This is a genomic window from Formosa sediminum, from assembly GCF_007197735.1.
Classification (GTDB): domain Bacteria; phylum Bacteroidota; class Bacteroidia; order Flavobacteriales; family Flavobacteriaceae; genus Formosa; species Formosa sediminum.
In genome coordinates this window covers 1,207,137-1,234,045 of the sequence record NZ_CP041637.1, presented here as the reverse complement: position 1 = coordinate 1,234,045, position 26,909 = coordinate 1,207,137, and the positions used below count along the sequence as shown (strand labels likewise).

The 26,909-nt window shown below is 32.2% G+C and carries 20 protein-coding genes; 6 read left to right on the top strand and 14 right to left on the bottom strand.

Translation table 11 applies throughout. The annotated features are described in order from the left end of the window. Positions 1 to 76: 76 nt before the first annotated feature. Positions 77 to 1,303: a GTPase HflX gene (gene hflX / locus FNB79_RS05355; RefSeq protein WP_143380331.1), complete on the bottom strand. Its 1,227-nt coding sequence runs from the start codon at positions 1,301 to 1,303 to the stop codon at positions 77 to 79. Positions 1,304 to 1,415: 112 nt separating this feature from the next. Between hflX and FNB79_RS05350 the strand changes: the two genes are divergently transcribed. Next, entirely contained in the window at positions 1,416 to 2,354 is a 939-nt protein-coding gene (locus tag FNB79_RS05350; RefSeq protein ID WP_143380330.1) for an endonuclease/exonuclease/phosphatase family protein, read from the top strand. A 1-nt stretch (position 2,355) separates the two neighbouring features. On the opposite strand, the gene FNB79_RS05345 is transcribed toward FNB79_RS05350, so the two are convergent. Continuing rightward, a complete protein-coding gene (locus FNB79_RS05345) occupies positions 2,356 to 3,708 on the bottom strand; it encodes a DUF5689 domain-containing protein (RefSeq protein ID WP_246073333.1) in 1,353 nt (450 codons plus the stop codon). Between the two features lie 75 nt (positions 3,709 to 3,783). After that, a complete protein-coding gene (locus tag FNB79_RS05340; protein WP_143380328.1) occupies positions 3,784 to 6,546 on the bottom strand; it encodes a TonB-dependent receptor in 2,763 nt (920 codons plus the stop codon). A 106-nt stretch (positions 6,547 to 6,652) separates the two neighbouring features. Here FNB79_RS05340 and FNB79_RS05335 point away from each other — a divergent pair, with 106 nt between their 5' ends. Beyond that, entirely contained in the window at positions 6,653 to 7,705 is a 1,053-nt protein-coding gene (locus FNB79_RS05335; RefSeq protein ID WP_143380327.1) for an endonuclease/exonuclease/phosphatase family protein, read from the top strand. Positions 7,706 to 7,742: 37 nt separating this feature from the next. On the opposite strand, the gene FNB79_RS05330 is transcribed toward FNB79_RS05335, so the two are convergent. The 8 genes from FNB79_RS05330 to uvrC form a co-directional block, all read right to left on the bottom strand. Further along, positions 7,743 to 8,186, bottom strand: coding sequence for a hypothetical protein (locus tag FNB79_RS05330; protein ID WP_143380326.1), 444 nt, complete (start codon positions 8,184 to 8,186; stop codon positions 7,743 to 7,745). A 103-nt stretch (positions 8,187 to 8,289) separates the two neighbouring features. Further along, the gene (locus FNB79_RS05325; protein WP_143380325.1) at positions 8,290 to 9,408 is read right to left on the bottom strand and encodes a hypothetical protein; all 1,119 of its coding nucleotides are present in this window, start codon (positions 9,406 to 9,408) and stop codon (positions 8,290 to 8,292) included. Between the two features lie 11 nt (positions 9,409 to 9,419). Next, entirely contained in the window at positions 9,420 to 11,969 is a 2,550-nt protein-coding gene (locus tag FNB79_RS05320) for a TonB-dependent receptor (protein ID WP_143380324.1), read from the bottom strand. A 159-nt stretch (positions 11,970 to 12,128) separates the two neighbouring features. Continuing rightward, a complete protein-coding gene (gene pgi / locus FNB79_RS05315) occupies positions 12,129 to 13,775 on the bottom strand; it encodes a glucose-6-phosphate isomerase (protein ID WP_143380323.1) in 1,647 nt (548 codons plus the stop codon). 2 nt (positions 13,776 to 13,777) lie between these two features. Continuing rightward, positions 13,778 to 15,076, bottom strand: coding sequence for a M23 family metallopeptidase (locus tag FNB79_RS05310; RefSeq protein WP_143380322.1), 1,299 nt, complete (start codon positions 15,074 to 15,076; stop codon positions 13,778 to 13,780). A gap of 310 nt (positions 15,077 to 15,386) precedes the next feature. Beyond that, positions 15,387 to 16,169 carry a DUF3108 domain-containing protein gene (locus FNB79_RS05305; protein WP_143380321.1) on the bottom strand — a complete coding sequence of 261 codons (783 nt, stop codon included), beginning with the start codon at positions 16,167 to 16,169 and terminating at the stop codon, positions 15,387 to 15,389. A 171-nt stretch (positions 16,170 to 16,340) separates the two neighbouring features. After that, the gene (locus tag FNB79_RS05300; RefSeq protein ID WP_143380320.1) at positions 16,341 to 18,569 is read right to left on the bottom strand and encodes a patatin-like phospholipase family protein; all 2,229 of its coding nucleotides are present in this window, start codon (positions 18,567 to 18,569) and stop codon (positions 16,341 to 16,343) included. A 4-nt stretch (positions 18,570 to 18,573) separates the two neighbouring features. Next, positions 18,574 to 20,367, bottom strand: coding sequence for an excinuclease ABC subunit UvrC (gene uvrC, locus FNB79_RS05295; protein ID WP_143380319.1), 1,794 nt, complete (start codon positions 20,365 to 20,367; stop codon positions 18,574 to 18,576). A gap of 112 nt (positions 20,368 to 20,479) precedes the next feature. On the opposite strand from uvrC, the gene FNB79_RS05290 reads away from it, so the two are divergent. The 4 genes from FNB79_RS05290 to FNB79_RS05275 are packed head-to-tail and all read left to right on the top strand — an operon-like array spanning position 20,480 to position 23,322. Next, the gene (locus FNB79_RS05290; protein WP_143380318.1) at positions 20,480 to 20,902 is read left to right on the top strand and encodes an ATP-dependent zinc protease family protein; all 423 of its coding nucleotides are present in this window, start codon (positions 20,480 to 20,482) and stop codon (positions 20,900 to 20,902) included. Then, positions 20,902 to 21,780 carry a 30S ribosomal protein S6--L-glutamate ligase gene (gene rimK / locus FNB79_RS05285; protein WP_143380317.1) on the top strand — a complete coding sequence of 293 codons (879 nt, stop codon included), beginning with the start codon at positions 20,902 to 20,904 and terminating at the stop codon, positions 21,778 to 21,780. The genes FNB79_RS05290 and rimK overlap by 1 nt, the downstream gene beginning before the upstream one ends. Positions 21,781 to 21,783: 3 nt before the next feature. Next, positions 21,784 to 22,755, top strand: a complete 972-nt coding sequence (locus FNB79_RS05280) for a succinylglutamate desuccinylase/aspartoacylase family protein (RefSeq protein WP_143380316.1) — start codon at positions 21,784 to 21,786, stop codon at positions 22,753 to 22,755. A gap of 3 nt (positions 22,756 to 22,758) precedes the next feature. Further along, positions 22,759 to 23,322, top strand: coding sequence for a 5-formyltetrahydrofolate cyclo-ligase (locus tag FNB79_RS05275; RefSeq protein WP_143380315.1), 564 nt, complete (start codon positions 22,759 to 22,761; stop codon positions 23,320 to 23,322). Positions 23,323 to 23,380: 58 nt separating this feature from the next. Here FNB79_RS05275 and dcp read toward each other — a convergent pair whose 3' ends face one another. From dcp to FNB79_RS05260, 3 genes are all read right to left on the bottom strand, one after another. Further along, complete coding sequence (dcp, locus tag FNB79_RS05270) at positions 23,381 to 25,510, bottom strand: peptidyl-dipeptidase Dcp (protein ID WP_143380314.1); 2,130 nt, start codon at positions 25,508 to 25,510, stop codon at positions 23,381 to 23,383. A 112-nt stretch (positions 25,511 to 25,622) separates the two neighbouring features. Next, a complete protein-coding gene (locus FNB79_RS05265; protein WP_143380313.1) occupies positions 25,623 to 26,243 on the bottom strand; it encodes a lipoprotein signal peptidase in 621 nt (206 codons plus the stop codon). 29 nt (positions 26,244 to 26,272) lie between these two features. Further along, a complete protein-coding gene (locus tag FNB79_RS05260) occupies positions 26,273 to 26,893 on the bottom strand; it encodes a hypothetical protein (protein ID WP_143380312.1) in 621 nt (206 codons plus the stop codon). Positions 26,894 to 26,909: the final 16 nt, after the last annotated feature.

Here is a 26,909-nt window from a genome sequence, read left to right as displayed (position 1 = left end):
CTAAAAGAAAATATTAATTTCAAAAAAGGGCTTCAATATCATATTGAAGCCCTTTTTATGTAACTTAAGGTTTAGATTATTCTTCCTCACTTATATCTAAATCATTATAATCTGGATATAAAAAATGATTATAAGGGAAACGCGTTACATGAATCTCTCTCACTTCATCGTACACACGTTTTCTAAAATCTTCTAAGTTTTCTTTATTTAAGGCCGAAATAAACAAAGCATTTTCTCCCAATTTATTCATCCACGTGCGTTTCCACTCGTCTAGAGAGTAATGTGTAGAGTTTCTAACTTCTTGTAAATCGGTTTCATCAAAAGGTTCTGCCTGATAAGCATCAATTTTATTAAACACCATTATAGTGGGCTTGTCTGCCCCTTTAATTTCACCCAAAATTTTCTCTACAGAAGCAATGTGATCTTCAAAATTAGGATGCGAAATATCCACTACATGTAATAATAAATCGGCTTCTCTAACTTCATCTAGAGTACTTTTAAACGAGTCGACTAATTGTGTAGGTAATTTTCTAATAAATCCAACCGTATCACTTAGCAAGAATGGTAAATTGTGAATTACCACTTTTCTAACAGTAGTATCTAAGGTGGCGAATAATTTATTTTCGGCAAACACATCACTTTTACTAATCACATTCATTAATGTAGATTTACCAACGTTAGTATATCCTACTAATGCCACACGTACCATTGCCCCACGATTTCCACGCTGTACGGACATTTGTTTATCTATGGTTTTAATTTTGGCTTTTAATAATGCAATACGTTCTCTTACAATACGTCTGTCTGTTTCTATTTCTGTTTCTCCAGGACCACGCATTCCAATTCCACCTTTTTGGCGTTCAAGGTGTGTCCACATCCCTCTTAAACGTGGTAGTAAATATTCACATTGCGCTAATTCTACTTGGGTTCTTGCATAACTTGTTTGAGCACGTTGTGCAAAAATATCAAGAATTAAATTGGTCCTATCTAAGACTTTACAATTTAAAATTTTACTAATATTTCGTTCTTGAGCTGCAGATAATTCATCATCGAAAATAGCTGTACCAATATCATTTTCTTCAATAAATTGCTGTACATCTGCCATTTTACCTGTTCCAATAAATGTTTTAGGATTTGGCATTTCCATTTTTTGAGTGAATCGTTTCACAACTTCTCCACCGGCAGTATAGGTTAAAAATTCCAATTCATCTAAATACTCTTTAGATTGCTCTTCATCTTGTTCTTTAGTAATTATTCCTATTAAAACTGCACGTTCTAAATTTACATCCTTCTTTTCTAGCATAAATTGATTTAAAGCACAAAGTTACATAATTGTAAGCTGATTAATTTTTATATTTTTTAGATTCCTTTTTACCATTGAAATCTTACCTTGCCATAGAATTTTACATTTTTACATGAAAACTATTGCCTTTTTTAATTTAGAAAATTTATTCGACATTACCAACGACCCTAAAATTAATGATAATGATTTTTTATCTACATCTGATAAGCGCTGGAATTTAAAACGATACGAAAATAAATTATATAAATTAGGTTTTGCGATTTCTAATATAGGAAAAAAAGAGACTAACACACATCCTGCAATTGTTGGTGTCGCAGAAGTTGAAAATGCAAAAGTCATGCAAGATCTTTTAAACTCTGAACACTTAAAAGACATTCAATATAGCTTTGTACATTATAACTCTCCAGACGAACGCGGTATTGATGTTGCATTTATTTACGATACCACGCAATTTAAAGTGACCAACTCTGCCCCCTATTCTATTGTATTAATAGATGATAATGGTCTTAGTGATTATACTAGAGACATTTTACTTGTCTCTGGACTTTTAAACGGAGAATCCATGCATTTTTTAGTTAACCATTGGCCTTCAAAAAATGAAGATTCTAATATCCCTAAACGTATGGAAGTTTCTAACAAAGCAACAGAAATTATTTCTGGTCTTACAGCAGAAGATCCGAATGCGAAAATAATTGTTATGGGAGATTTTAACGACAATTCTTCTAGTGAAAGCGTTCAGGCTCTAGTAAATAATAACGGTCTTTTTAACCCTATGGAAAGTTTAACTTCTTACGATAGAGGGAGTATAAATTATAGATTTAAATGGGATGTATTCGATCAGATTATGCTTTCATATAATTTTTTAGATCATAAACCAGCCACACATAACTTTAGTCATGCAGACATTTTTGATGCCGATTTTTTAAAACAATATAAAGGAAAATATAAAGGCCAGCCCTTTAGAACATATGTTGGCAAAACTTATAAAGGTGGATACAGCGACCATTTTCCGGTATATATTCTTCTAAGAGAGGTTCCTAAACGCATGTAGTTTATTTTTCTTTTAAAATTCTAAAATCATCTAATTGGTAAGCTCCATCCAGGGCTTCATTAGTTCCTGAACCTGTAACTTTAAAAGCGATATAGACGGTCTCACTAAAGTTGGATAAATCTATTAATCCAGAATCTTTAAACGTATACCATTCATCGTATTTAGTTGGTACTTTTGCTTCAATTTCCAACCATGTTGCGTTAAGAACGTCTGTACCATTAAAATCTGTAGAAATTAAAACATCTATGGTATTTCTAACAGAAGTTAAGTGGTGTTGCGCCAAATTAAAATTTAAAAACGCATTTAAATTTTCATCTAAATTAATACCTGGAGATACTAGCCAACCTACATTAGATGTATCGTTTGCTCCAAATGTTCCAAATTCTGCATATCCGTTTTTACTATAAATTTGCTCGGTCCATAATACCTGTCCACGTTCGGCAAAATTAATCCATCCTTCAGTATCTAAAATTTGTTCATCGATTGCATCATTAAATGTTTCTTCAAATACAACCACAAAATCATCTGCATTTAAAGGCGAGCAACGCGTATTTGTAAGTGCTACATCTTTAGTATCATTTAAAACTAGAACAAAGTCGTCTCCTCCGTAACTTTTAGAAATTATACCTTTAATTGTTCCGTTTTCACTGGGTAAAATCTCATTTTTAAAGGTTGCAAACGAACTAGTTTCAAGACTAAACTCTTCATAACTAAAACCTTCACAGCGTTGCATTTTACGTTGGGTATCAAAATCGTCTATGGCATTAAAATACGATTGTCCGATAAGGTACTCTGGAAATTCCACATTAGAAATAAGCACGTACATACCAATGTAATTTTCATTAATATCTGAAAAATTAAGTTCAAGAGGTGTTAAATCTTCGGTAATTAAAGACCTAAATAAATGCGTTTTGATTTGATTTTCAGACATCAGATCTATCCGATTACCATCTGCGGCGCCACCTATTGCTAATATTTCTGATGCAGTTTCGCCTAAAAACAAATCTTGTAGAAGGATATAAACTTCGCGACCTAAATTAAATTGATTATAGGAATCCACTTGATTTAATACAATATTTATTGCTGCAGTAGGATTACTTGGTTGGTCTTGAAGGTATAACTCTTTATAAAAATTGCCTGTTTTATCGGACGAACTTACATAACCTTTAACAACACTATTTGATGCAAATTGTACGACCTCGCCAGCAACAAATTGTTGTTTTAAGGCTTCAATAGAAATTTCTGTATAAGTGCCATTTTTAAGTCCGTCCTGAATATCAATTATAGTTTGTTGTTCTTCTATATTTAACTGATTAGGCACAGAAAAATCATCGTCTTGAACGCAAGATACCATGATCATAAAAAATAAAAGATAACATATGCCCGGTTTGTATTTACTCCTGTTCATAATTTTAAATATTTAATATTATTAAAATCTAATATTTACATTGGCAAAGTAAGTTGCTCCTCTTCCATACCAATATTTTGGTCCAAAAACACGAATAGAGTTTTCGCTATCCGCTTTTAACTCTCTATAATTTGCATTTCGGCCTTGTTCAAAACCTCCAGTTTTGTAAACATTGTCTAATACATTATTTAGACTTACAAAAAGTCCGAGATAATATTTATCTATTTTCCAAGACTTCCCTCCTATTATATTTACTACAACATAGTCATCAAATTGTTCTTGCTTTAAAAGTTGTTTCGCAACTGTCTCATCATAATCATTAAAAGGCAAACCATCATCATCTAAATAAAAATTAGAAGTTCTAGTTAGCGGGCTCACATCTACGTAAGTATTAGACATATAGTTAATAGTGGTTCCAAACCACCAATATTCTGGATCACTGTATTCAAAACCAAAAGACATAGCTGTTTGAGGCCCACCAGCTATTTTATAGTTTTTGAGTTGAGCTTTACCAAAATCTATAGCACCATCTTGAGTTACAAAACTTGAAGAAGTTAAATACAAATCGGGATTATTGTTATAGGTATACTGTCCATATGAAGCTGCAGTTTTTAGTTTAAAAGAAGATGTTAATTGTGCTTCTACGCCTAATTCTGCACCAATATGTAAGGTGTTTACATTATGAAGTATTTCTTGAACAAATGCAGATGTTTCGTTAAATTCAATACCTGCAGATGTAAGACCATCTGCATAATAAAAGCCAATTTCATTACTTCCGCGCTTATCTATATAAAACCCTGATAAATTAGAGGTAACAATCTCAGACCTATAAACATAACTAGCATCTAGAGCCAGAAGATGTTCTTCTGAAATTGCTTTAACCACATTATTATTTTCTCTAGGATTAGAGAATGAATTCTGTAAATTAGGTGCTCTAGTTAAATATGCAGCCTGAACATTTAATACGTGTTTGGCCGATACTTTGTATGTAAATCCGCCTTTAATACCATAGCCTAGAAAACTTAAAGCCTCACTTTTGCCTAAAGAATTATTTATAAAAGCTTCGTTTTGAAATAACCCTTCACGCTGATAGTTTGTATGATTTACATCTAGAGCTACAAAATAATCTATAGTTTTATGCTTAACCTGAATTTGAGAAAAAGCAGACAGTACATTAGCATGCAAAGTATAATTGTATTTAATTTTTCCGCCTTTAGTAACTCGTGCATTTGGTTGTAAGAGGTTGTATTGCCATCCATCAAAAGCATCGACATTTAAATAATCTAAAGCGCCTAAAAGATCTTGTATTTCGGCAAAATTTTCAGAAACTAATGCTGTATAATTTACTGAAGCACTAAACAACACATGATCGTTAAATGTTGAATTAAAAATAGAATTTAAAGTAAACTGCCTATCATCTGTCCGGTCTTCATATTGTACATAAGCAGCTTCTAGTCCTTGACTTGAATTTGTAAGATTAGCATCGTAAATACGATACCAATCTATTTGTCCGTTAGTTTTAAATTCCTGTTCGGCAATGTAAGCATTTTCATAATCTGGCCCAGATGTATCTGCTAAGTAGTAACTTGGTAATTTTTGATAATAAGCAGGGCTTGGATTTCCACCACCTGGATAATCTAAACGACTATGCCCTTGTTTTCCAAATGTGTAACTTAGATTTGTTTGAAGTTCTGTTTTAGAATTTAGAGTCCAATAATGACTCAACATAAAAATTGGTTGAGCTACATCTTTAACTCTAGAATTTCTTTTTTTACCGTTGTAACTTCCCCAATATTCGTTGTATTTAATATCTTTTAAATCAAAAACTTCTTGAGTATTTGGAGATGATTTCCCTCTTCGATTTGGAGTATAAAAACCTGTAAAGTTTACACTTTGCGATTGCCCTAATTGTTTTTCTACAGATACAAATAAAGAATTCGCATCATAAAACGTAGCATCTTGGTAGCCTTCATCTCCCCATCTTCTACCTATAGAACATGCATAAGCCCAACCATTTTTCACCAAACCAGAGGCATAACTTGCCATTAATCTATTCGCATAACTTCGGTTGGACGACGTATAAGTTAAACGGCCACCAGATCTGTATTTTGAAGCTTGCGTACTAATATTTGTAGTTCCTAATACGCCTCCAAAACTAAAAGTAGAAGCGGCTAAACCATAGTTAAATTCTTGATTCCTTAAAACATCATTTATACCTCCCCAATTACTCCACTGCATTCTACCGTTAAAAATAGAGTTCATCTCTATACCATTTATTAGAAGTTGTCCCTCACTAGAATCTAAACCTCTAATTTTAAAAAAGGAACTACTAAATTCAAATGCTGCTGTACGCTGAAACACATCTTTAGTAGCTTGCAAAAGTCCTGAAATATTATCGGCAGCACTACTATCATCATTTAACTCATCATCAGTGAGAACAATAGTATATAAATCTTTATTTGTAGTCGCATCTAAAGCCATAAACATATCGTCTATTTGTAAATGTTCATTCTTATTAATTATTATTGGATAACGCTTATCAAGATACCCTGGCTTAGATATTTTTAGAATTTGATTACCTAAAACAGAAATATTAAGCAACTGGAACTCTCCTAAATTATTTGTTTTAGTAGTTAGGTTGGTGTCTTCTATTATAACAGTAACCTGGTTAAGAGGCTGTAAAGACAAATCATCTTTAACACTTCCAGATATGTTTGTATTCTGGGAAAAGACATGCTGTAAAGCACACACAAAACAAAGTAGAGCTAGAATATTTTTTTTCATAGAATTAGATTTAAAACTATTAATTTTCTAGCTGTCAGTAACTTAAGGGGTTATAATTTAAATATTTTATTTATAAAAACCTATATTTAGCTATATTTTATTCAATATGAAACCATATCTAAAATCTTATCTATGGCTATTTTGCCTTATGCATACAGCAATATGTTATGCTCAAGACAGAGAGTTTACCATACATACTATTGCGTTTTACAATCTTGAAAACTTATTTGATGTAGATAATGATGCTCTTACTTTTGATGAAAGTAGTCCAATAATGGAATTAGCTGAAAACAAATCTGAGGTGTATGCTAAGAAAATTAGAAACATGGCTCATGTTATCTCAGAAATTGGTTTAAAAGTCACTCATAATTTACCCGCAATTATTGGAGTGTGCGAGATTGAAAATAGAGATGTTTTAGAAGACCTTGTTAATGATTCTTTACTAGTACATAAAAATTATGGAATGGTACATTACAATTCTCCAGATCGGCGTGGTATAGATGTTGGTTTACTTTATCAGAAAACCATATTTACACCAACAGTGACTAAAACCTATCCATTATACCTAAAAGATGAACTAACAAATGCCCCAATTTATACAAGAGATCAATTGGTTGTAACAGGTTTTTTAGATGGAGAACCAATGCATATTATTGTAAACCATTGGCCTTCAAGACGAGGAGGGGAAACCAAAAGTAATGCAAAACGCATTGAAGCAGCAAAGCTCAATAAGCATATTATAGACTCTTTACAAACTATTAACCCCTATGCCAAAATAATAAGTATGGGAGACTTTAATGACAACCCCACAAATGATAGCTTTAAAAACATTTTAAAGACCAGCAAAAAGAAAAATAAAGTCCCTTTAAAAGGTATTTACAACCCTATGGAGCATCTCTATAACCAAGGCTTTGGCACAACAGCATATCGGGATAAATGGAGTCTATTTGATCAGATTTTAGTTACTAAACCGTTATTAAATTCTGATTACAACTCTTATAAGTTATACAAAGCTGGAATTTTTAATGCTCAATACCTGATAACTAAAACTGGTGCGTACAAAGGATATCCTTTTAGAAGTTTTAGTTATGAAGGATTTACTAATGGGTATAGCGACCATTTTCCTGTATATATTTATGTAATAAAAGCTAAAATTTAAGCATAAAAAAAGCGACTTAAAAGTCGCTTAATAAGTTTTATAAGCCTAACCAAATATTCCAAGGAATTCGGGTTAGTAAAAGTACTAAACCAATGGCATAAAATATAGAAATGGTTTTAAACTTAGCATGAGATGATAATTTTGATTTATGTTTAGAATACCCCATTGTAATAAATACTAGTGCTATTATATTTATAAGCGGGTGTTCAACTAAATACAGTCTGGTTAAGGAATCCTTCATAACTCCTCCCATACCTAATTCACTAAACAAAGATAATCTTGGAGAAACTACGTATAGAATAATACCTATTAATAATTGAATATGAGATACAATAATAGTAAACAAAGCCAATCTAAAATCTTTAGGACCATACTCTTTTTTACTACTATATTTAATTATACTATTAAATGTAGCAACTATAAGAACTAGAAGGACTAAAAAAGCCCAATAGGAATGTAAATTTAGAATTACATTATACATAATGAAAAATTTAATTTTATTAAAGACAAATGTAAGCAATTAAATGGCATAAAAAAACCATGTATTACTACATGGTTTTTATTCTTATATCATGAAAATTGGATTATTCATTAAGCTCCCAAGCTCCATCAGTTTTTATCATAGACATACTTTCGGTAGTGTTAGTACCATTGTATATATCGTATGTTAATAAATATTTTTGACCATCTTCTGCTGTTGGATCATTATTATCTAATAATATAGCCATAGCAGTTTCAATCATTTCTAAACTCCAGTATGCAGAATTACCTTCTCTTCTATCGAAGTTTTTATAATACCCCATACTATCTGCAGGATCCTCAAATTCAGGCGTAGTAATTAATTGAGTAGACATATATTCATAATCTGTAGCTACAAGCGTATAAGTGATTGTATTATCTGGAACCCATGTTGTACCATCATGTCCAAATTGTAATGTAGAAGCTATAACAGATGAAATTGCATTCCAAGAAGTACCATCAAAAGTATATGGTACTAAATTCATTTCGTTGTCTGCACCACTTACATATAATTCGTACATAGTTACAACAGTATCTCCTGCCATTGCATAAGGATATAATGACTTAAGGTAAATTGAAATATTATATTCTGCAACATCTTCGTTAGTGAAGTTAGCATAGCTTTGGTCCATTGCGATATAATCATCATAAGTAAACTCAAGGATCATTTCCCAAGAATCTAATAAAACAAAACTATTTGTTCTTTCTGTAGTAGATCCTGATTCGTAGTATAGGTATGTTAATTCTACCAAATCACCTCTACCAGCATCTGGATACTTGTACATAAGTAAAGTGGTCATATCACCTGAGCTGTCGAAATTACCATGAGTAAAACCTAAAGTTGCATAATCATCTTCAGTTACTGTATAAGCAGTTGTAGATTTTATACTATTAGATTTATATAAATCATAAGTTACAAATACAGAAGATCCTTTTCCCCAGAAAGGGTAAGTATCTGATAAAAATCCAGGAATTAATTCTTTAAATTGATCTTCTGATTGAAAATAATTTACAGAATCTAACTCCTTTGCATATATAGCATAATCATCATCTGTTAAAGTATACTCTGTACTTCCAACAATTGGATTTTCAACACTATCTAGGTCGTCATAAATATCTTCCATAGGATCACAACTTGTAAACATTGCACCTACAGCTACTAATAAAAATACTAATTTTTTCATTCTATTTTTTTTTAAAAGTTAAGCTTAGCTCCAATACTAAATGTTCTTCCTGCACCATAATATACAAGAGCAGTGTTTGCTGTAGAACCTGTACCATCATTAGCATCAGACACATACTCTAAGTTAAAGATGTTGTTCATTCTTCCTAATAAACGTACATCGAATGGTCCCATATCGAAGTTATGAGATAAACCTAAATCGAATAAACCATAAGCTGGAACTTTCCAAGCTTCTGGAGCTCCTTCAGTACCTCTATCACTAGGGTCGAAATTTGCATATAAATTATCGTAGTAGTTATAATCTAACATTAAGTTAGTATTTTCTAGTAATTCATAGTTAGCACCTAAAGCAAAAGTAGTTTGAGCAGCATCACCTACGTGTAAATCTTCAATATATAAATTAACAGTATCTATTAATTCTTGATCTTCGTTATAGATTTCAACATTTTCTAGGTTATTATCCCATCTCCAGTCTCCTAAAGACATCATACCTGTAAGTCTTAATTTATCTGTAGCTCTATAAACGAAATCTACCTCAATACCTTGGTGAATAGCATTTACTCCTAATAAGTTAGCTGTTGCATTTGTACCATCTGGTTGATTGTACACGTATGTTTCAGTTCTATCATTCCAAGTCGTTCTGTATAAGTTAAGGTTTGCAGATAATTTATCTGATCTGTATCCGTAACCTATTTCCATACTAAAGATTTTTTGATTCTCAGCGTCTGGGTTAATGTTTTCATTATCGTAACCAACAAATACAGCATCAAAACCACCAGCTTTTTCAAAGTAACCAATGTTAGCAAACACATTGTGGTTATCTGTTAAGTTATAGTTAGCACCCCCTTTAGCCATGTAGCCAAAAAAGTCGTACCAGTCTGTTTCTTGGTTTGAATCACTATCTAAGTAGTTAAAGTAGTCAATACGCTTGTAAGATGTATTAGATCCAGAAATCGATACGAAAGCAGAAAGTGCGTCTTTAGAGTATTCAACTTGACCAAAAACACCTAACCAATTTACTAAACCATCATAATAGTAAGACCATTTGTCTCCTTCTTTATAAGTTGCATTTGGGTTGTTAACATCTGCATCATCTGCATAAAACTGACCTCCTAATAAGTCTGTTACTTCAGAGAAGTGAATTCCTTTGTAAGTTCTAAAATCTAAACCTCCAATTACCACAAAGTTTTCTCCAATTTTAGTATCAAGGGTAGAAAGTAAACCATACCATTCGTGGTCATTACGAGAAGCTCTTAAAATAGTTTCTGATCCAAAAGCACCTCTTGCTTCGTTTTCGTCTACAATCTTATCAAAATCTATAGGACCATATAATCCAGTTCTGTAATCGCTTACTCCGTCTGTACCTAAACCAAATTTGTTAGTCCCAGAGTAACCACCACCACCACCAGATCCGAATGATGCATATAATACAGTAGATAATGTTGTTTTATCTGAAATATCCCAAAAATGATTTAAAGATATTTGAGGCTTGTGATAGAAGTTATCTTCTTGGTGAGTTACCTGACCATTTTTATAACCCCAGTCTGCATTAAAACGTTTTCCACTCTCTGTAGCTCTATATGTAGAGATTAATTGTCTGTTTTGTCTTTGACCGTGACGTTGCGTTGCGCCAAAAGCAGTAAAAGATAATTTGTGATCTTCATTTATTTGCTTAGAAATATTAACGAAGTAAGATACAGCATTAAATTCTGTACCGTCTACATATCCATTACCGTCTGTTTTATAAGCAGAAACAGTAGCAGCAAAACCATTATCCATTAAACCTGTTGAATAAGTTGCTCCATACTTTAAATAACCATCGTTACCAATAGAAGAACCAACAGAACCTCCTTCTTCGATATCTGTAGTTTTAGTAACAATATTAATAGTACCTCCAATAGATGGCACTGCAACTTTAGATGCTCCTAAACCACGTTGTACTTGCATTGTGCTTGTTACATCTGAAAGACCCGCCCAGTTACTCCAGTATACTGCACCGTTTTCCATGTCGTTTACAGGTACACCATTGATCATAACAGCTACGTTGTCTGATTCGAAACCTCTTAAGTTAATACGACCATCTCCAAATCCTCCTCCAGATTTAGTTGCGTAAACTCCAGGTGTTGATTTTAAAATTTCTGGAAATTCTTGAGTTCCTAATTTTAACTCAATTTCTTCTGATCTAATTGTAGAAACAGCTACAGGAGTTTTTCTATCAACTGCTACTGAAGCTATAATTTGCACTTCATCTAAACCAAATTCGCTAGATTCTAAAACAATTTTACCTAAGTCTACATTTCCATTTACTGGAATTTCTTTAGATAAATAACCGATATAAGATACAACAATTACTGCATCTGTTTTACTTGTTTTTAAAGTAAAGTTCCCATCGAAATCACTTGAAACACCATTTTTTGTTCCTTTTTCCACGACATTCACGCCAGGTAAAGGCAAGTTAGAATCAGGATCTACTGTAGTTCCTGTAACAATACTTTGAGCAAAAGATACGGTAGTAAACACCATAAAAATTGCAAAAAATAAGCTTTTTGAAATGTTCTTCATTTTTGTTATTTGAGATTAATTTTACATCTGCAAAAATAGACCTATTTAGTAATCTATTATTACGTAAATGTTAAGGTTTTTAACAGAATGCAATGTACTGATAATCTAACAAATAAAAAAAATGAAGAACTTTTGAACTTAATTTTGCGTCTTTATAATTTATTGGCGCTGTTTTTTATAATAATTTAATAGATTAAGAGTAGAGCTATCATGTTCGTAATTTTCGGCTCCATCAAACTCTTTTAAAATTTTATTGGCAAGCTGTTTTCCTAGCTCTACACCCCACTGATCGTAGCTAAATATGTTCCAGATCACTCCTTGAACAAATATTTTATGCTCATACATGGCGATTAGTTTTCCTAAACTTGCTGGTGTAAGCTTCTTAATAAAAATGGTATTTGTAGGCTTGTTCCCCTCAAAAACTTTAAAAGGTAACAGCTTTTGTTTTTCTACATCGGACAACTTCTGGCTTTCCATTTCTTGTAATACTTGCGCTTTTGTTTTACCGTTTAAAAGGGCTTCTGTTTGGGCCAAGAAATTAGACATTAATTTATCTTGATGATCTTTATTACCATGTAAAGATTCTGCAAATCCTATAAAATCTGCTGGTATTAATTTTGTACCTTGGTGTATAAGTTGAAAGAAGGCATGTTGTGAGTTTGTTCCTGGTTCTCCCCAAATTAAAGTTCCTGTTTGGTAATCAACTTTATCTCCATTTCTATCCACACTTTTTCCATTACTTTCCATAATTCCTTGTTGTAAGTAAGTCGCAAATTGTGTTAAATATTGGCTATATCCAATTACAGCTTCACTCTCAGCTTTAAAGAAATTATTATACCATACACTTATTAAAGCTAACACAACAGGAATATTGTTTTTAAAATCTGTTGTTTTAAAATGTTCATCCATTTGATGAGCACCTTCTAATAGACTTTCAAAATTTTTATATCCTACAGCCAAACTAATAGTTAACCCTACTGCACTCCATAGAGAAAAACGTCCGCCAACCCAGTTCCACATTGGAAAAATGTTAGCTTCGTTAATTCCAAATTCTTTTACTTTCTCAATATTTGTAGATACCGCCACAAAATGGCTTGCTACGGCTTCTTGGTTGGCATGTTCTAAAAACCATGTACGCAATGTATTAGCATTAGATAAAGTTTCTTGGGTTGTAAATGTTTTAGATACGACTACAAATAATGTTGTTTCTGGATCTAATTCTTTTATAACTTCATTTACATGATCTCCATCTACATTACTTACAAAATGTGTTGTTAAGTGGTTTTTGTAGTATTGTAACGACTCTACAACCATAGCTGGTCCGAGATCTGAACCACCAATACCAATGTTTACAACATCTGTAAATGATTTCCCTGTATATCCTTTTAACTCACCACTCACTACATTGTTAGTAAAGGTCTCAATGTCTTGTTTTACGCGGTATATTTCTGGCATAACATCTTCACCATCAACAATAATTTTAGCAGATTTTGGTGCTCGTAATGCGGTATGTAATACTTCTCTTCCTTCGGTTTCATTAATTACATCTCCAGAAAAATAGCCCGCCATAGCATCTTTCAACTTCACTTCCTCTGCTAATTGAAGCAGGTATTCCATGGTTTCTGATGTCAGTCTATTTTTTGAATAATCTACATAAAAGTCTTCCCAAATTATGGAATTGGTATTTGCACGATTGGAATCGCTAGCAAATAAATCTTTCATGTGTATATTTTTAATGTCTTCAAAATGTTTTTTAAGAAGCTTCCATGCTTGAGTGGTTGTTGGGTTAATTGCTGGTAAGGCCATAATTAATATGCTTGTGTTATTAAATTTTGTTCTTCTTTTAGTTTGTTGTCTTCAGAGAACGGTATAGCGTCCATCTGAACTTTTATTGGTTTAATATACTCTAAATATTTATCTTTTAAGTTTTCTAAAATAGGTTCTGCAGCTGGTAATTTTTGTTTAAACGGATCTACTTGCTCCCCATTTTTCCAGAAACGATAACACACGTGAGGTCCTGAGGTATTTCCTGTCATACCTACCCAACCAATAACATCGCCTTGTTTTACATACTCTCCAACTTTTACTTTTCGTTTTTGCATATGTAAATATTGCGTTTCATAAACTTTATTATGACGAATTTTTACATAGTTTCCATTACCTCCGGTATAACTTGATTTGGTAACAACACCATTAGCTGTGGCTACAATTGGAGTTCCTATATTTGCCGCAAAATCGGTACCTTTATGAGGGCGCACTTTGTTTCCGTATAATGCAATTCTTCGATTTAAATTAAACCGCGACGAAATACGTTTATATTCTACAGGTGCTTTTAAAAATGCACGTCGTAATGTTTTCGCTTCTTCATTATAAAAGTCTGTAGTACCTATAACCGAATCTGTTTCAAATTCGAATGCATAAAATGGTTCTGTGTTATGTTCAAAGTAAGCCGCTTTTATTTTATCAATCCCAGCATAAATAGTATCGTCAATATATTTATCTGTATAAATTACTTTAAAGCGATCTCCTTTTTGAAGTCTTGTAAAATCTATAGTCCAGGCATAAATATCTGACATTTTATACGCTAAGATTAAACTTAATCCATCATCTGCCAAAGTTTGGGAGATATTACTGTTTATAATTCCCGAATATTCTTTTTCAACATATTTAATTGGCTTTCTGCTTGTGTAGGCATGAATACTATCTTGAAAATTTACAACAACATATTCTTCTTTGTTTGGCTGATAAATAAAACATTTAGGTGTTTCTAGAGAATCTTTAGCACATAATAAAGTGTATGGTTTTCCGATTTGAATTTTTCTAATATCAAAACTATCTCTCGTTTTTTCTGCAATTTGATAGATTTTAGAAAAACCAATATTATTTCGTTCAAGAATCTGACCAAAACTATCTCCTGAATGTACCGTATCGCGTTTTACTATGTAATCGTTTAAATTAAATCCAAATTCGTAAACATCGGGAATAACAACATCTTTTTCGGCTATAGCTAAATCTGCGCTTGATTGTTCTTTGGAATTATCTTTACAACTTGTTAAACCTAGTGCGGCTGTAAAAACAATTACACACCCTTTCACTAATCTTCTCATTTTTTTTTGGCCCATAAATCTGGAAAAATATTTTTCTTGCAATGTTCTTAATAATTACGTGTCCATAACACGTATAACGTTTTTTTATATATTTTTAATAGCATTAAAACCTATATTAACACCATTATTTTGTTCTTAAAACAAACATTAAAGTAGCAGAAAAGCTACATTAAGACTATGTCTATTTAGGAATTTTGCTAAATTAATAAATTAGTAGTGGTTATACATTCCTAAAAGTGTTAATATAATTTTTAATACCTTTCATGATATTGATTTTTTAGTTCCTAAAATTAGCATCACACCTATTTTATTAATCCATAATAATATTAAATGGATGTATTAACCCTTTAAAAGCAGATAAATCGGCTCTTAAAGACCCTACAGCCAAATCTGCCTGTACACGTAATGGCAGTTTATTCTTGTCGTTAGACACCCAAAGCGTTAAACTTTCTTCTTCTTTAAACACACGACCAGCCATAACGTATGGTCTAAACTTTAAGGCTGCAACTTTACCAAACTCTGTATCAATAGCATCTTCTCCTAAATATTTTAATTTAAACATATAGTTTTCTTCATCAAAAAACATATCTATATGGACTTCATCATTTTTCTTTAACCCCTTAACATCTAATTTATTTCTCAGATAATAAAATGTAGATACCATATCTTGAACTCTAGGTTTAGTTTCTATGATACTGTTAGTATTTTTTTTAATATTATGTACATGCGCCAAATTCCGAGATTGATCAAATTCAATTTCTAAATTTTTAGTATGACCACCTTCATCAATTTTTCTTATAAATTTATATGGAATATATTCTTCTTTATCCATATACGTTTCGTAGCGATCTTCTACTTTAAAAAACCATTTAATAGGACCGGTAGTCCACCCTTTACCAACTACATGATATACAGGTGTTCCCTTAAAAACAAGCTCTTTTACTTCTAAGGTCGCTTCTCCTGCTTTTAAAAAACCACTATAACTCATTTCAAACTTAAACCACTCTCCTGTATTAAAAGCACTCTCGTTTTGTGCTTCTATGTGAGATGAAACACAACCAATTATAATTAAAATGAGATATAATTTTTTCATACGCTGTTATTAAACTGCAACTAAGTTAAAATATTTTTACTAAGCCTTTTATAACAATTTCTATTCCAAATGTATTAAAAGTAAAAAGTTCTGTCAAAAATTACAATACAGCTTCATTTTTTAATAGTTATTATTGCGTTTAAAAATTGTAATTAAGTCTTTTAAAACATTTTAAAACCAAAATCCTATATTTAAAAACCAAACACTGTTTTTAGTTTCTGGAGAATATGAGTATGTTGCTTCTATTGGCCCTAGAAAAGAATCCCACCCATAAGCTAGAGCATATCCCGTAAAATCTGGAGATGTTAACCATTCTCCAGAAGTAAAAATGTTGTCATCAATATTTGCTAAATTAGCGGTTGCGGTAAGGTGATGTTTTAAGGCAAATTCATAATCTAATTTAAAGGTGCTTTTTAAAAAACTATCTCCAGAGACAGTTAACCAATCGTAACCGTAAAACGATTTCATGTTATTAATTAAATTTCCACCGTATCCTCCTAAAGAAAAATTTAAAAACGGACTCTGATTGCGACCAATACTAAAACCGCCTTCGGCTAAAAGTGATGCAGAAAACTTATTACTTACTTTAAAGACATAACCTACATCTACTTTTGTAATTGAAAACTGATCAAAATCTATATCATTAGGAGTGGCGTAAAAATATAAATGAAAATCGCCATTAAAATAAAAACCTGTATTTGGAAAGTATTTATTGTCGTAAGAATCATAATTCACTTTAGCAAATGCACTAAAATATGTGCGATCTTCAAAAACACTTTCAGATGACCCTGGAGAATCTGTAATGGTTTCTGAAGTTATATTAAGGTATTTATGTTCTGCACCTAAACTAAGCGCCATATCGTTTAAAAACTGAGTTTGTACGTAAAATTGATTTGTGAAGTCTTTTAATTCTGTATCAATTTTATTAATGTCTGAATCTTCATCTCTCAATAAAATTTCGGCAGAAACATTTCGATTAAATTGGTTAAATCGAGAACGCACACCAATGCTCCAATAAAATCCTTTATCGATATAATAATCAAAATTATAACGCAAATTATCACCTAAAATAAAATCAAAAGACAAGACATCATTATTTGTTAAAAGTCGTTTTGTTGTAACGTTTACTAATGCTGCACTTTTGTACAAATCGTCGTAATGCAGTGCTAATTTTAAAGCTGTTTTTTGGGTACTCTCTTTAACATTAGTAATTAAGTCATATCCTGGCTTATTACTAGAAGGTCTTAAATCGTAGGTAAAACTATTAAAGTTATTAGTTCCTATCAGGTTATTTACGCCACTAGAAAAGTCGCCATAACTTACGGTTGTATTACTTTTAAGTTTTAATTTTCCTAAGATATAAGCGCGTGTATATTTATCGTTACCATGTATTTGAATACCATTTATTGCAATAGAGTCTAGATGTCTTATAGGTGGTCTACCTTGCAAATGTGTTTGCTGTTTTTGTACTACATCTTTTAGGGCTTCAATATTTTTTTGCGCAGCTATAACCCCATTTTCGATAATCTCTGTTCCTTGATCAAACGATACTACATTAAAATTTGTAATATCTGGTTTTATGTATATATCTGTGTTTTTAACTTTGTTAATCATATCATTCAGCATTCTATAATTCTGAACTTGATATAATATTTCTGTTGCAGATTTTAAATCTTTACTTTTAGCCAAATCATCTTGAACATCTACCCCTATTATTACATCTACTCCTTTAGCTTTCATTTCATCTAGCGGGTAATTATTAACAACTCCCCCATCAATATACACGCTATCGTTAATATTAACTGGCTGAAACAGAGTTGGCAAAGCCCCACTAGCCATAACAGCCTGAGCTAAATTACCAGATTCTAATTGCACAGCCTCTCCTGTATCCATATTTGTAGTAATACAGAAAAAAGGAATTGGTAATTGACTAAAATCTGAAATATTCTTGACATGTAATGTTAGTTCTGATAACAAATTAAAAGTGTTCTGTCCTCGAGATAGTGCTGTAGGCAATCGTAACTTAAACCCATCAAAAGGTAATGTTAAGGCGTAACGTTCAGAATTTTCTCGCTCATAAAATGTTTTAGATTCTCTAGGAATATTATCTATAATAATATTATCAAAATTCACAGATTTAAAGATTGAATCTATGGCTTTTCCAGAATATCCAGAGGCATAAAGCGACCCTACAATAGCACCCATACTTGTCCCTGCAACATAATCTATACGTACACCTAAACTATCTAAAACTTTAAGCACTCCAATATGCGCTAAGCCTTTAGCGCCTCCTCCACTTAAAACTAAACCTACTTTTAAGTCAGGTTTTTTAATACTTTGTTCTTGTGCTTGAACTAAACATCCAAAAAGCAAAAAACTAATAAATAAAAATATGCGCATGCAATTACGAGGTATGATAATGATTAAAAATTTTATTAGCTCTTGAGAACCCTACAACTGCTTCTAAATCTTCTAAAGAAGCATTAGCAATACGTTTTACAGATTTAAAATGACTCAATAACTCTACAATTGTTTTTTCTCCAATTCCTGAAATAGTTTCCAACTCTGTGTTTAATGCACTTTTGCTTCGCCTATTTCTGTGATGCTCTATACCAAATCTATGAGCTTCGTTTCGCAATTGCTGAATCACCTTTAAAGTTTCACTTTTTTTATCTAAGTACAACGGCACAGGATCATCCGGATAAAACAATTCTTCTAAACGTTTTGCAATACCAATAATTGCAATTTTACCACGCAAGCCTAAATCTTGTAACGCCTTTAATGCAGATGATAGCTGCCCTTTTCCTCCATCTATAATAATAAGCTGTGGTAACGGATGCTGTTCTTCTAGCAATCGTTTATAACGTCTAAACACAACTTCTTCCATAGATGCAAAATCATCCGGCCCTTCAACTGTTTTTATATTAAAATGCCTATAATCTTTTTTACTTGGTTTTCCATCTTTAAATACTACACAAGCCGCAACGGGATGTGTTCCTTGAATATTTGAATTATCAAAACATTCAATATGTCGTGGCTCTTCATGTAACCGTAAATCTGTTTTCATTTGCGCCATAATACGATTTACATGGCGATCTGGATCTGTAATTTTAATTTGTTTAAAACGCTCCATACGGTAATATTTAGCATTTCGTAACGACAAATCAATAATACGTTTCTTGTCGCCTAATTGCGGCACTGTAACTCTTACATCTTCCCCCAAATTTACTTTAAAAGGTACGTATATTTCTTTTGAATTAGAATGAAAACGCTGACGAATTTCTGTTATTGCTAATTCTAATAATTGTTTATCGGTTTCGTCCAGTTTTTTCTTAATTTCTAAAGTGTGAGAACGTATAATTGAACCATATGAAATTTGAAGAAAATTCACATAACCAAAACTTTCATCACTCATAATAGTAAACACATCTACATTACTAATTTTCGGATTTACAATGGTAGATTTGGCTTGATAGTTCTGTAATATATCTATTTTTTCTTTGACCTGTTGGGCGGCCTCAAAATTTAAATCGGCTGCTAAAGTTTTCATCTGATTTTTAAACTGAGACAAAGAATCTTTAAAGTTTCCTTTTAAAATTTCTCGTATGGCAATTATATTTTCATCATAATCTTCAACAGATTCATATCCCTCGCAAGGACCTTTACAGTTTCCTAAATGGTATTCTAAGCACACTTTATATTTACCTGATTCTATTTTGGCTTCAGACAAATCGTAATTACATGTACGTAAGGGGTAAACTCCTTTTATTAAATCTAAAAGCGTATGTATGGTTTTAAAATTGGTATAAGGGCCAAAATATTCAGAACCATCTTTTATTACTCGTCGTGTAGAAAACACTCGTGGAAATCGCTCTTTTTTTATACAAATCCACGGGTAAGTTTTATCGTCTTTTAGCAATACATTGTAACGTGGTTGATGCTTTTTAATTAAATTATTTTCCAACAACAACGCATCGGTTTCTGTCTCTACAACAATATGTTTAATTTCTTTAATCTTCTTTACAAGAACTCGTGTTTTACCACTATCGTGTGTTTTTGTAAAATAAGAAGACACACGTTTTTTTAAATTTTTAGCTTTGCCTACATAAATTATAGTGCCATTGGCATCAAAATATTGATACACACCAGGAGCGCTAGGCAAGGTTTTTAGCTTAATTTGTAAAGCAGTTTCATCCATAGACCAAAGATAACATAACAATAATAAATGCCATTTTCATTATATAAATTTTAGCATATTATATTGTACTTTTATACCAACATTAAATATCTTTCGCCCTTTTAACACCAACATGGATAAACGTAAAATTGGTAGAGTAGATAAATTTGATTTCCCGAAATTAGATTTGTTCAATATAGATGTAAAAATAGATACGGGAGCTTACACCTCGGCAATACACTGCTCCAAAATTATTGAAGAAAATAACACACTACGTTGCACTTTTTACAGTAAAGGTCACCCTAATTTTAGTAGTGATGAAGTTGTATTTACAGAATACACCTTTACAAACGTAAAAAGTAGTAACGGCATAAAAGAAAATAGATATAAAATTAAATCTGATGTAATAATTTTTGATAAAACTTACAAGATCAACTTAACTTTAAGCACTCGAGAAGACATGAGGTTTCCTGTACTTATTGGAAGACAATTTTTAAAACGTAAATTTCTAGTCGATGTAGATCTTCAAAACTTATCATTTAATTTAAAAAGCTAATGAATATTGTAATTTTATCAAGAAACGCAGAGCTATACTCTACAAACAGACTAATTGTTGAAGGAGAAAAACGCGGACACCAAATAGAGGTTATAGACCCGCTTAAATGCGACATTATTATAGAAAAAGAAAAACCCACAATTTTCTACAAAAACAGATACTTAGACTATGTAGATGCAATTATACCACGTATTGGTGCATCAGTAACATTTTATGGTTGTGCTGTAGTGCGCCAATTTGAAATGATGAATGTATTTACCATAGTAACGTCTGATGCTATACAACGCTCTAGAGACAAACTAAGATCTTTACAACGCCTTAGTAAAGCAGGAATTGGAATGCCAAAAACTGTATTTACTAATTACTCAAGAGATGTCGAAGAAGTTATTGCTCATGTTGGAGGAACTCCAGTTATTATAAAACTCTTAGAAGGAACTCAAGGCTTAGGTGTAGTTTTAGCAGAAACTAAAAATGCTGCAGAATCTGTTTTAGAAGCCTTTAATGGCTTACAAGCTCGCGTTATTGTGCAAGAGTTTATAAAAGAAGCTAACGGCGCAGATTTAAGAGCTTTAATTGTAGACGGGCAAGTGGTAGGCGCAATGAAACGCCAAGGTAAAGAAGGCGAATTTAGATCTAATTTACATCGCGGTGGATCTGCAAATATTATTAAGTTAGATCCAGCAGAATTAAAATTAGCTATAAATGCAGCAGCAGCATTAAAACTGCCTGTTTGTGGTGTAGACATGTTGCAATCTTCTCGAGGCCCCTTACTATTAGAAGTCAACTCTACTCCTGGCTTAGAAGGGATTGAAGGTGCTACGGGTAAAAATATTGCTAAAAACATCATTACATTTATAGAAAGAAACGCAAAAAAATAACGCATGCTAAACAAGGATATCTTACATGTTTTAGGTCAAAAAATTCATCCTGGTGAAAGTGCAGAAATTAGTTTTGATGTTGCTAATTTACATACATCCTCTAGTGTAGATGTCCCCGTTTTTATTGAACGTTCTAAACGCCCAGGCCCTACTGTGCTATTTACAGCAGGCATTCATGGCGATGAAGTAAATGGAGTTGAAATAGTACGACAGCTTATTGCGAAAGGCATAAATAAACCTAAACGTGGTAGCATTATCTGTATTCCTGTTATTAATATTTTTGGATTTATAAACCTAACGCGAGAATTTCCCGATGGCAGAGATCTAAACCGTGTGTTTCCTGGAAATCATAATGGCTCTCTGGCTAGCCAAGTAGCTTACAAATTAATTCATGAAGTTATCCCTTCTGTAGATTATGTAGTTGATTTTCATACAGGTGGTGCAGGCAGGTTTAATGCGCCACAAATTAGAATTGAAAAAAACAATATCGAATTAGATGAATTGGCAAAAGCCTTTGGTGCACCCTTTGTGGTGTATTCAAAAAATTTAAACAAATCATTCCGTTACACCTGCTCCAAATTAGGAATCCCTATGTTGCTTTACGAAGGAGGGAAATCTATTCATTTAGATCCTAATGTTACTCACACTGGCGTAAATGGCGCTAAACGGGTTTTAGCGCATTTAAATATGCTTAATCCACGATTAAAAGCTTCTCCACCAAAGAAAAAATGCGTATTTATACTAGAAAGCAGATGGCAGCGTGCTAATTATTCTGGTATGTTCAGACCTGTTACAAACTTAATGTCTAGCAAAGTAAAAAAAGGAGATGTTATAGGAAACATTACAGATCCATACGGCAAATTTAACGACTTTGTTAAAGCAGAAACCAGTGGCTATATTATAAATGTAAACGAGTCTCCTATTGTATATCAAGGGGATGCGCTTTTTCATATTACTAGAAAAATGAAACCTTAATTCATGACAAAAGCAGAGTTACGAAAACTTTACAAAACAAAACGCAAAGCTTTGTCTTCAGACACTTGTGAGGATTTAAGTATAGACATTTCTAATCAATTACTTAAACTTCCCATTTGGGATAAATCATTCTACCATGTGTTTTTAACTATTGAAACACAAAAAGAAGTAAACACAGAATTTATCTTAAATATTCTTTCAGGAAAAGATAAAAATATTGTGATTTCTAAAAGCGATTTCAAGACAGGATTAATGCATCATGTATTACTTACCGATGCAACAACTATTAAAAAAAACGCCTATAATATTCCAGAACCTATAGATGGTATACCTATACCAAATTCTAGTATTGAAGTTGTGTTTGTTCCGCTTTTAGCATTTGATAAAAGAGGTCACAGAATTGGCTATGGGAAAGGGTTTTACGATCGGTTTTTACAAGCTTGTAAACCTGAAACCATAAAAATTGGATTATCTTTTTTTGAAGCTGAAAATGAAATTACCGAGGTATACAGCAGCGATATTCCTTTAGATTATTGCGTGACTCCAAAACAAGTTTATACCTTTTAAAAACAAAGCAGCTCGCAATATAAAATTGCGAGCTGCTATATATTATTGAGTTTCTTCTCTATTTTGTTAAACCTCTATTTTTTAACATATGTTCTATTTTTGGATCTTGACCAGTAAAGTCTCGATATAATTTACCGAATTCTGCTGTATTTCCTCTAGATAGAATCATATCCCGAAAACGCTGACCATTTTCAGGTGTTAAGCCTCCGTTATTTTCAAACCACGCAAATGCATCATGATCTAACATTTCTGTCCATAAATACGCATAATAACCGGCAGCATAACCATTACCCCAAATGTGTAAAAAATATGTGGAACGGTAACGTGGTGGCACAGCACTTAAATCTAAATGTGTACGCTTTAAAGCTTCTTTTTCAAATGCATTTGCATCATCGATTTTTTCATCTTTTGAAATTGTATGCCATTGCATATCTAAACTTGCAGCAGCTAAAACTTCTGTTAATGCATAACCTTGATTAAAGGTAGACGCTTTTTTAATCTTATCAATTAATGCTTGAGGCATTGGCTCTCCTGTCTTATAATGCTTAGCATAATTATTTAATATTGTTGGATAAAGCGCCCAATGCTCATTAAATTGAGAAGGAAATTCCACAAAATCACGAGGGGTATTTGTACCTGATAAACTCACATATTCTTGATTAGCAAAGAAACCGTGTAAAGCATGTCCAAATTCGTGAAACATAGTCACTACATCATCAAAACTCACTAAAGCAGCTTCTCCGTCTGCTGGCTTAGTAAAGTTACATACATTATAGATTACTGGTTGTGTACCTAAAAGTTTAGATTGATCTACAATATTACTCATCCAAGCTCCACCAGATTTATTATCACGTTTAAAATAATCGCCATAAAACAATCCTATTTGAGTACCATCTTTATCTATAACATCATAAACACGAACATCTTCTTGGTATACAGGTATGTCTTTACGTTCCTTAAAAGTTAAACCATATAATTGATTAGCTGCGTAAAACACTCCATTTTCTAAAACATTATATAATTCAAAATAAGGTTTAATTTGACTATCATCTAAATCGTATCGTGCTTTTCTAACTTGTTCAGCATAAAAATTCCAATCCCAAGCTTCCAATTTAAATCCACTTTTTTGCTCATCAATTAAAGCTTGAATATCGGCTGCTTCAACATTCACTTTAGCAACAGTAGCAGGTACTAATTGATCTAAAAAGTCTTGGACTGCCTCTGGTGTTTTTGCCATTTGGTTTTGCAATTTCCAAGCTGCATAATTTTCATATCCTAAAATAGAAGCTTGTTCTGCACGAATAACAGCAATACGTTCAATTGTTTTTCTTGTATCATTTTCATCGTTTTTAGAAGCACGTGTCCAAGAATTATTAAACAGTTTTTCGCGCGTTTCTCGATTAGTTAAGTTTTGTAAACTTGGCTGCTGTGTCGTGTTTTGTAATGGTAAAGTCCATTCTGTATGCGATTCATTAGCTGCTGCATTAATTTCTGCATCAGACAAGCCAGCTAAAGCTTCTTTATGATCTACAACAAGTGCTCCTGCTTTTGCTGCTGCTAATAATTGATTGGTAAACTTCGCACTTAACGAAGCAACTTCTGCATTTAATGCTCTTAGTTTTATTTTATCTGCTTCTTTTAAATTTGCACCTGCCAAAACAAAACGCTGATAATAATATTCTACTAGATGTTTAGACTCTAGGTCTAATTGAAGTGACTCTCTAGATTCGTATATAGATTTTACACGTTTAAATAACTCCGGGTTTAGATAAATAGCATCTTGATGTTCAGCAAATTTTGGTGCTAAAGCCTCTTCAATAGCTTGCAATTCTGGATTTGTATTAGCTCCAGATAATAAATTAAAGACATTCCTTACCCGAGATAATAATTGACCGCTTTGCTCTAAAGGAATAAAAGTGTTTTCAAAAGTTGGAATTTCAGAATCCTCTAGAATAGTTCTAATCTCTGCCAATTGCTCATGCATACCAGCATCCATAGCAGGTAAAAAATCGGTAGATTTAATTTCATCAAAATTTGGCGCCTGAAATGGTAATGTACTAGGGTTAAAAAATGGGTTAGATGTAGACAATTCACGTTCAGGTTCTACAATTTTTTTTTGCTCTTTATCTTTGCAAGATGTTGTTAAAATTACAACAGCAAATAAAGCAAACACGGGTAAATGTTTCATGGGTTTTAATTTTATAACTATTCAAAAAATATGTTTATATGTATCTTAAAGCTTGATATTTTTTATGGTTTAATATTAAATAGCGGTTATAAAAACATATTAAAAAATAAAATTAGCTTTTTGGAAATGCTTTTTTATTAAATAATAACAGCATAACAAATCCCGCACTAATGGCTACATCGGCCACATTAAATACAGGCTCAAAAAAAGTAAAAAATTTGCCGCCCCAAATAGGTAACCACTCTGGCAAGTACCCTTTCCAGATTGGAAAATATAACATGTCTACAACTTTACCATGTAACAACGTATCGTAACCACCTGCTGCAGGCATAAATGAAGCTATTTGCCCATGACTGTCATTAAATAGTATACCATAAAATACAGAATCTAAAATATTACCAAAAGCACCTGCAAAAATTAAAGAGATAGCTATTGTTAACAAGTGGTGTCCATTATTTTTAATTGTTGTATACAACCAATAACCTATTCCGAATATTGCGAAAATTCTAAAAACCGTAAGTGAAGTTTTTGCCGTTCTATCTGAAATTGACGACGAAAAATCACTTATTTTAGTACCCCATGCCATACCTTCATTTTCAATAAAATAAATTCTAAACCAATTAAACACTGTAATATCTTCACCTAAAATAAAATGTGTTTTTATATAAATTTTACTTATTTGATCTATGAATAGTACAACAATTATAAGTAAACTGGCTTTTTTTAAGGACATGCTTTGGATTTTGAGTAAAAATAAGAATATTATTCTGTTTTAATTACACTAATGTTGCCTTCAATAGACTTTAAATGTAATTGATATTCGCCTTGGGTAAGAGGCTCAATATTTACTAGACCATGTCTTGAGGTTGCATTTATAGTTGCATAATTAGTTTCAACATAAATAGAGCCTCTAATAGTATTTATGGTAGCTGTACCGTAAAACTTTTCTAACCTACATTGACCTTGATTTAATTCGATTAAAGCAGAATTAAATACACCATTTGCAGTGACCTGAGCAATATCACTCTTTACAATGAGGTTTAAATGTGCTGGAATTTGAAGTTCTAACTCGATAGACATGACTTTGTGGGCACTTAACTTATCATTATCTGCTTTAAATAATGGTTGAAATCCAGTTTTGAGATAAAGAGAATCGTGTTGTCGTTTTGAAATAACTAAAATATCTTCACTGTGTTCGCCATCAATTTTAGCTTGTATTTGTATTTGATTTACCTGAGCAGTAGTAATCTTAATGGCATAACAAGATGTTCCATCTATATAAAGTGTATTGATATTTTGGGCATCAATTATTTTATTAACACGTTTTTGGGCATTTAAAATAAGACTACTAAAACTTATAAAAATTAATAATATACATTTCATAAAAAAGCAAAAAACG

Coding starts and splice junctions, on each gene's coding strand:
- hflX (WP_143380331.1), bottom strand. CDS start 1,303: ATGCTAGAAAAGAAGGATGTAAATTTAGAACGTGCAGTTTTAATAGGA.
- FNB79_RS05350 (WP_143380330.1), top strand. CDS start 1,416: ATGAAAACTATTGCCTTTTTTAATTTAGAAAATTTATTCGACATTACC.
- FNB79_RS05345 (WP_246073333.1), bottom strand. CDS start 3,708: ATGGTATCTTGCGTTCAAGACGATGATTTTTCTGTGCCTAATCAGTTA.
- FNB79_RS05340 (WP_143380328.1), bottom strand. CDS start 6,546: ATGAAAAAAAATATTCTAGCTCTACTTTGTTTTGTGTGTGCTTTACAG.
- FNB79_RS05335 (WP_143380327.1), top strand. CDS start 6,653: ATGAAACCATATCTAAAATCTTATCTATGGCTATTTTGCCTTATGCAT.
- FNB79_RS05330 (WP_143380326.1), bottom strand. CDS start 8,186: ATGTATAATGTAATTCTAAATTTACATTCCTATTGGGCTTTTTTAGTC.
- FNB79_RS05325 (WP_143380325.1), bottom strand. CDS start 9,408: ATGAAAAAATTAGTATTTTTATTAGTAGCTGTAGGTGCAATGTTTACA.
- FNB79_RS05320 (WP_143380324.1), bottom strand. CDS start 11,969: ATGAAGAACATTTCAAAAAGCTTATTTTTTGCAATTTTTATGGTGTTT.
- pgi (WP_143380323.1), bottom strand. CDS start 13,775: ATGGCCTTACCAGCAATTAACCCAACAACCACTCAAGCATGGAAGCTT.
- FNB79_RS05310 (WP_143380322.1), bottom strand. CDS start 15,076: ATGAGAAGATTAGTGAAAGGGTGTGTAATTGTTTTTACAGCCGCACTA.
- FNB79_RS05305 (WP_143380321.1), bottom strand. CDS start 16,169: ATGAAAAAATTATATCTCATTTTAATTATAATTGGTTGTGTTTCATCT.
- FNB79_RS05300 (WP_143380320.1), bottom strand. CDS start 18,569: ATGCGCATATTTTTATTTATTAGTTTTTTGCTTTTTGGATGTTTAGTT.
- uvrC (WP_143380319.1), bottom strand. CDS start 20,367: ATGGATGAAACTGCTTTACAAATTAAGCTAAAAACCTTGCCTAGCGCT.
- FNB79_RS05290 (WP_143380318.1), top strand. CDS start 20,480: ATGGATAAACGTAAAATTGGTAGAGTAGATAAATTTGATTTCCCGAAA.
- rimK (WP_143380317.1), top strand. CDS start 20,902: ATGAATATTGTAATTTTATCAAGAAACGCAGAGCTATACTCTACAAAC.
- FNB79_RS05280 (WP_143380316.1), top strand. CDS start 21,784: ATGCTAAACAAGGATATCTTACATGTTTTAGGTCAAAAAATTCATCCT.
- FNB79_RS05275 (WP_143380315.1), top strand. CDS start 22,759: ATGACAAAAGCAGAGTTACGAAAACTTTACAAAACAAAACGCAAAGCT.
- dcp (WP_143380314.1), bottom strand. CDS start 25,510: ATGAAACATTTACCCGTGTTTGCTTTATTTGCTGTTGTAATTTTAACA.
- FNB79_RS05265 (WP_143380313.1), bottom strand. CDS start 26,243: ATGTCCTTAAAAAAAGCCAGTTTACTTATAATTGTTGTACTATTCATA.
- FNB79_RS05260 (WP_143380312.1), bottom strand. CDS start 26,893: ATGAAATGTATATTATTAATTTTTATAAGTTTTAGTAGTCTTATTTTA.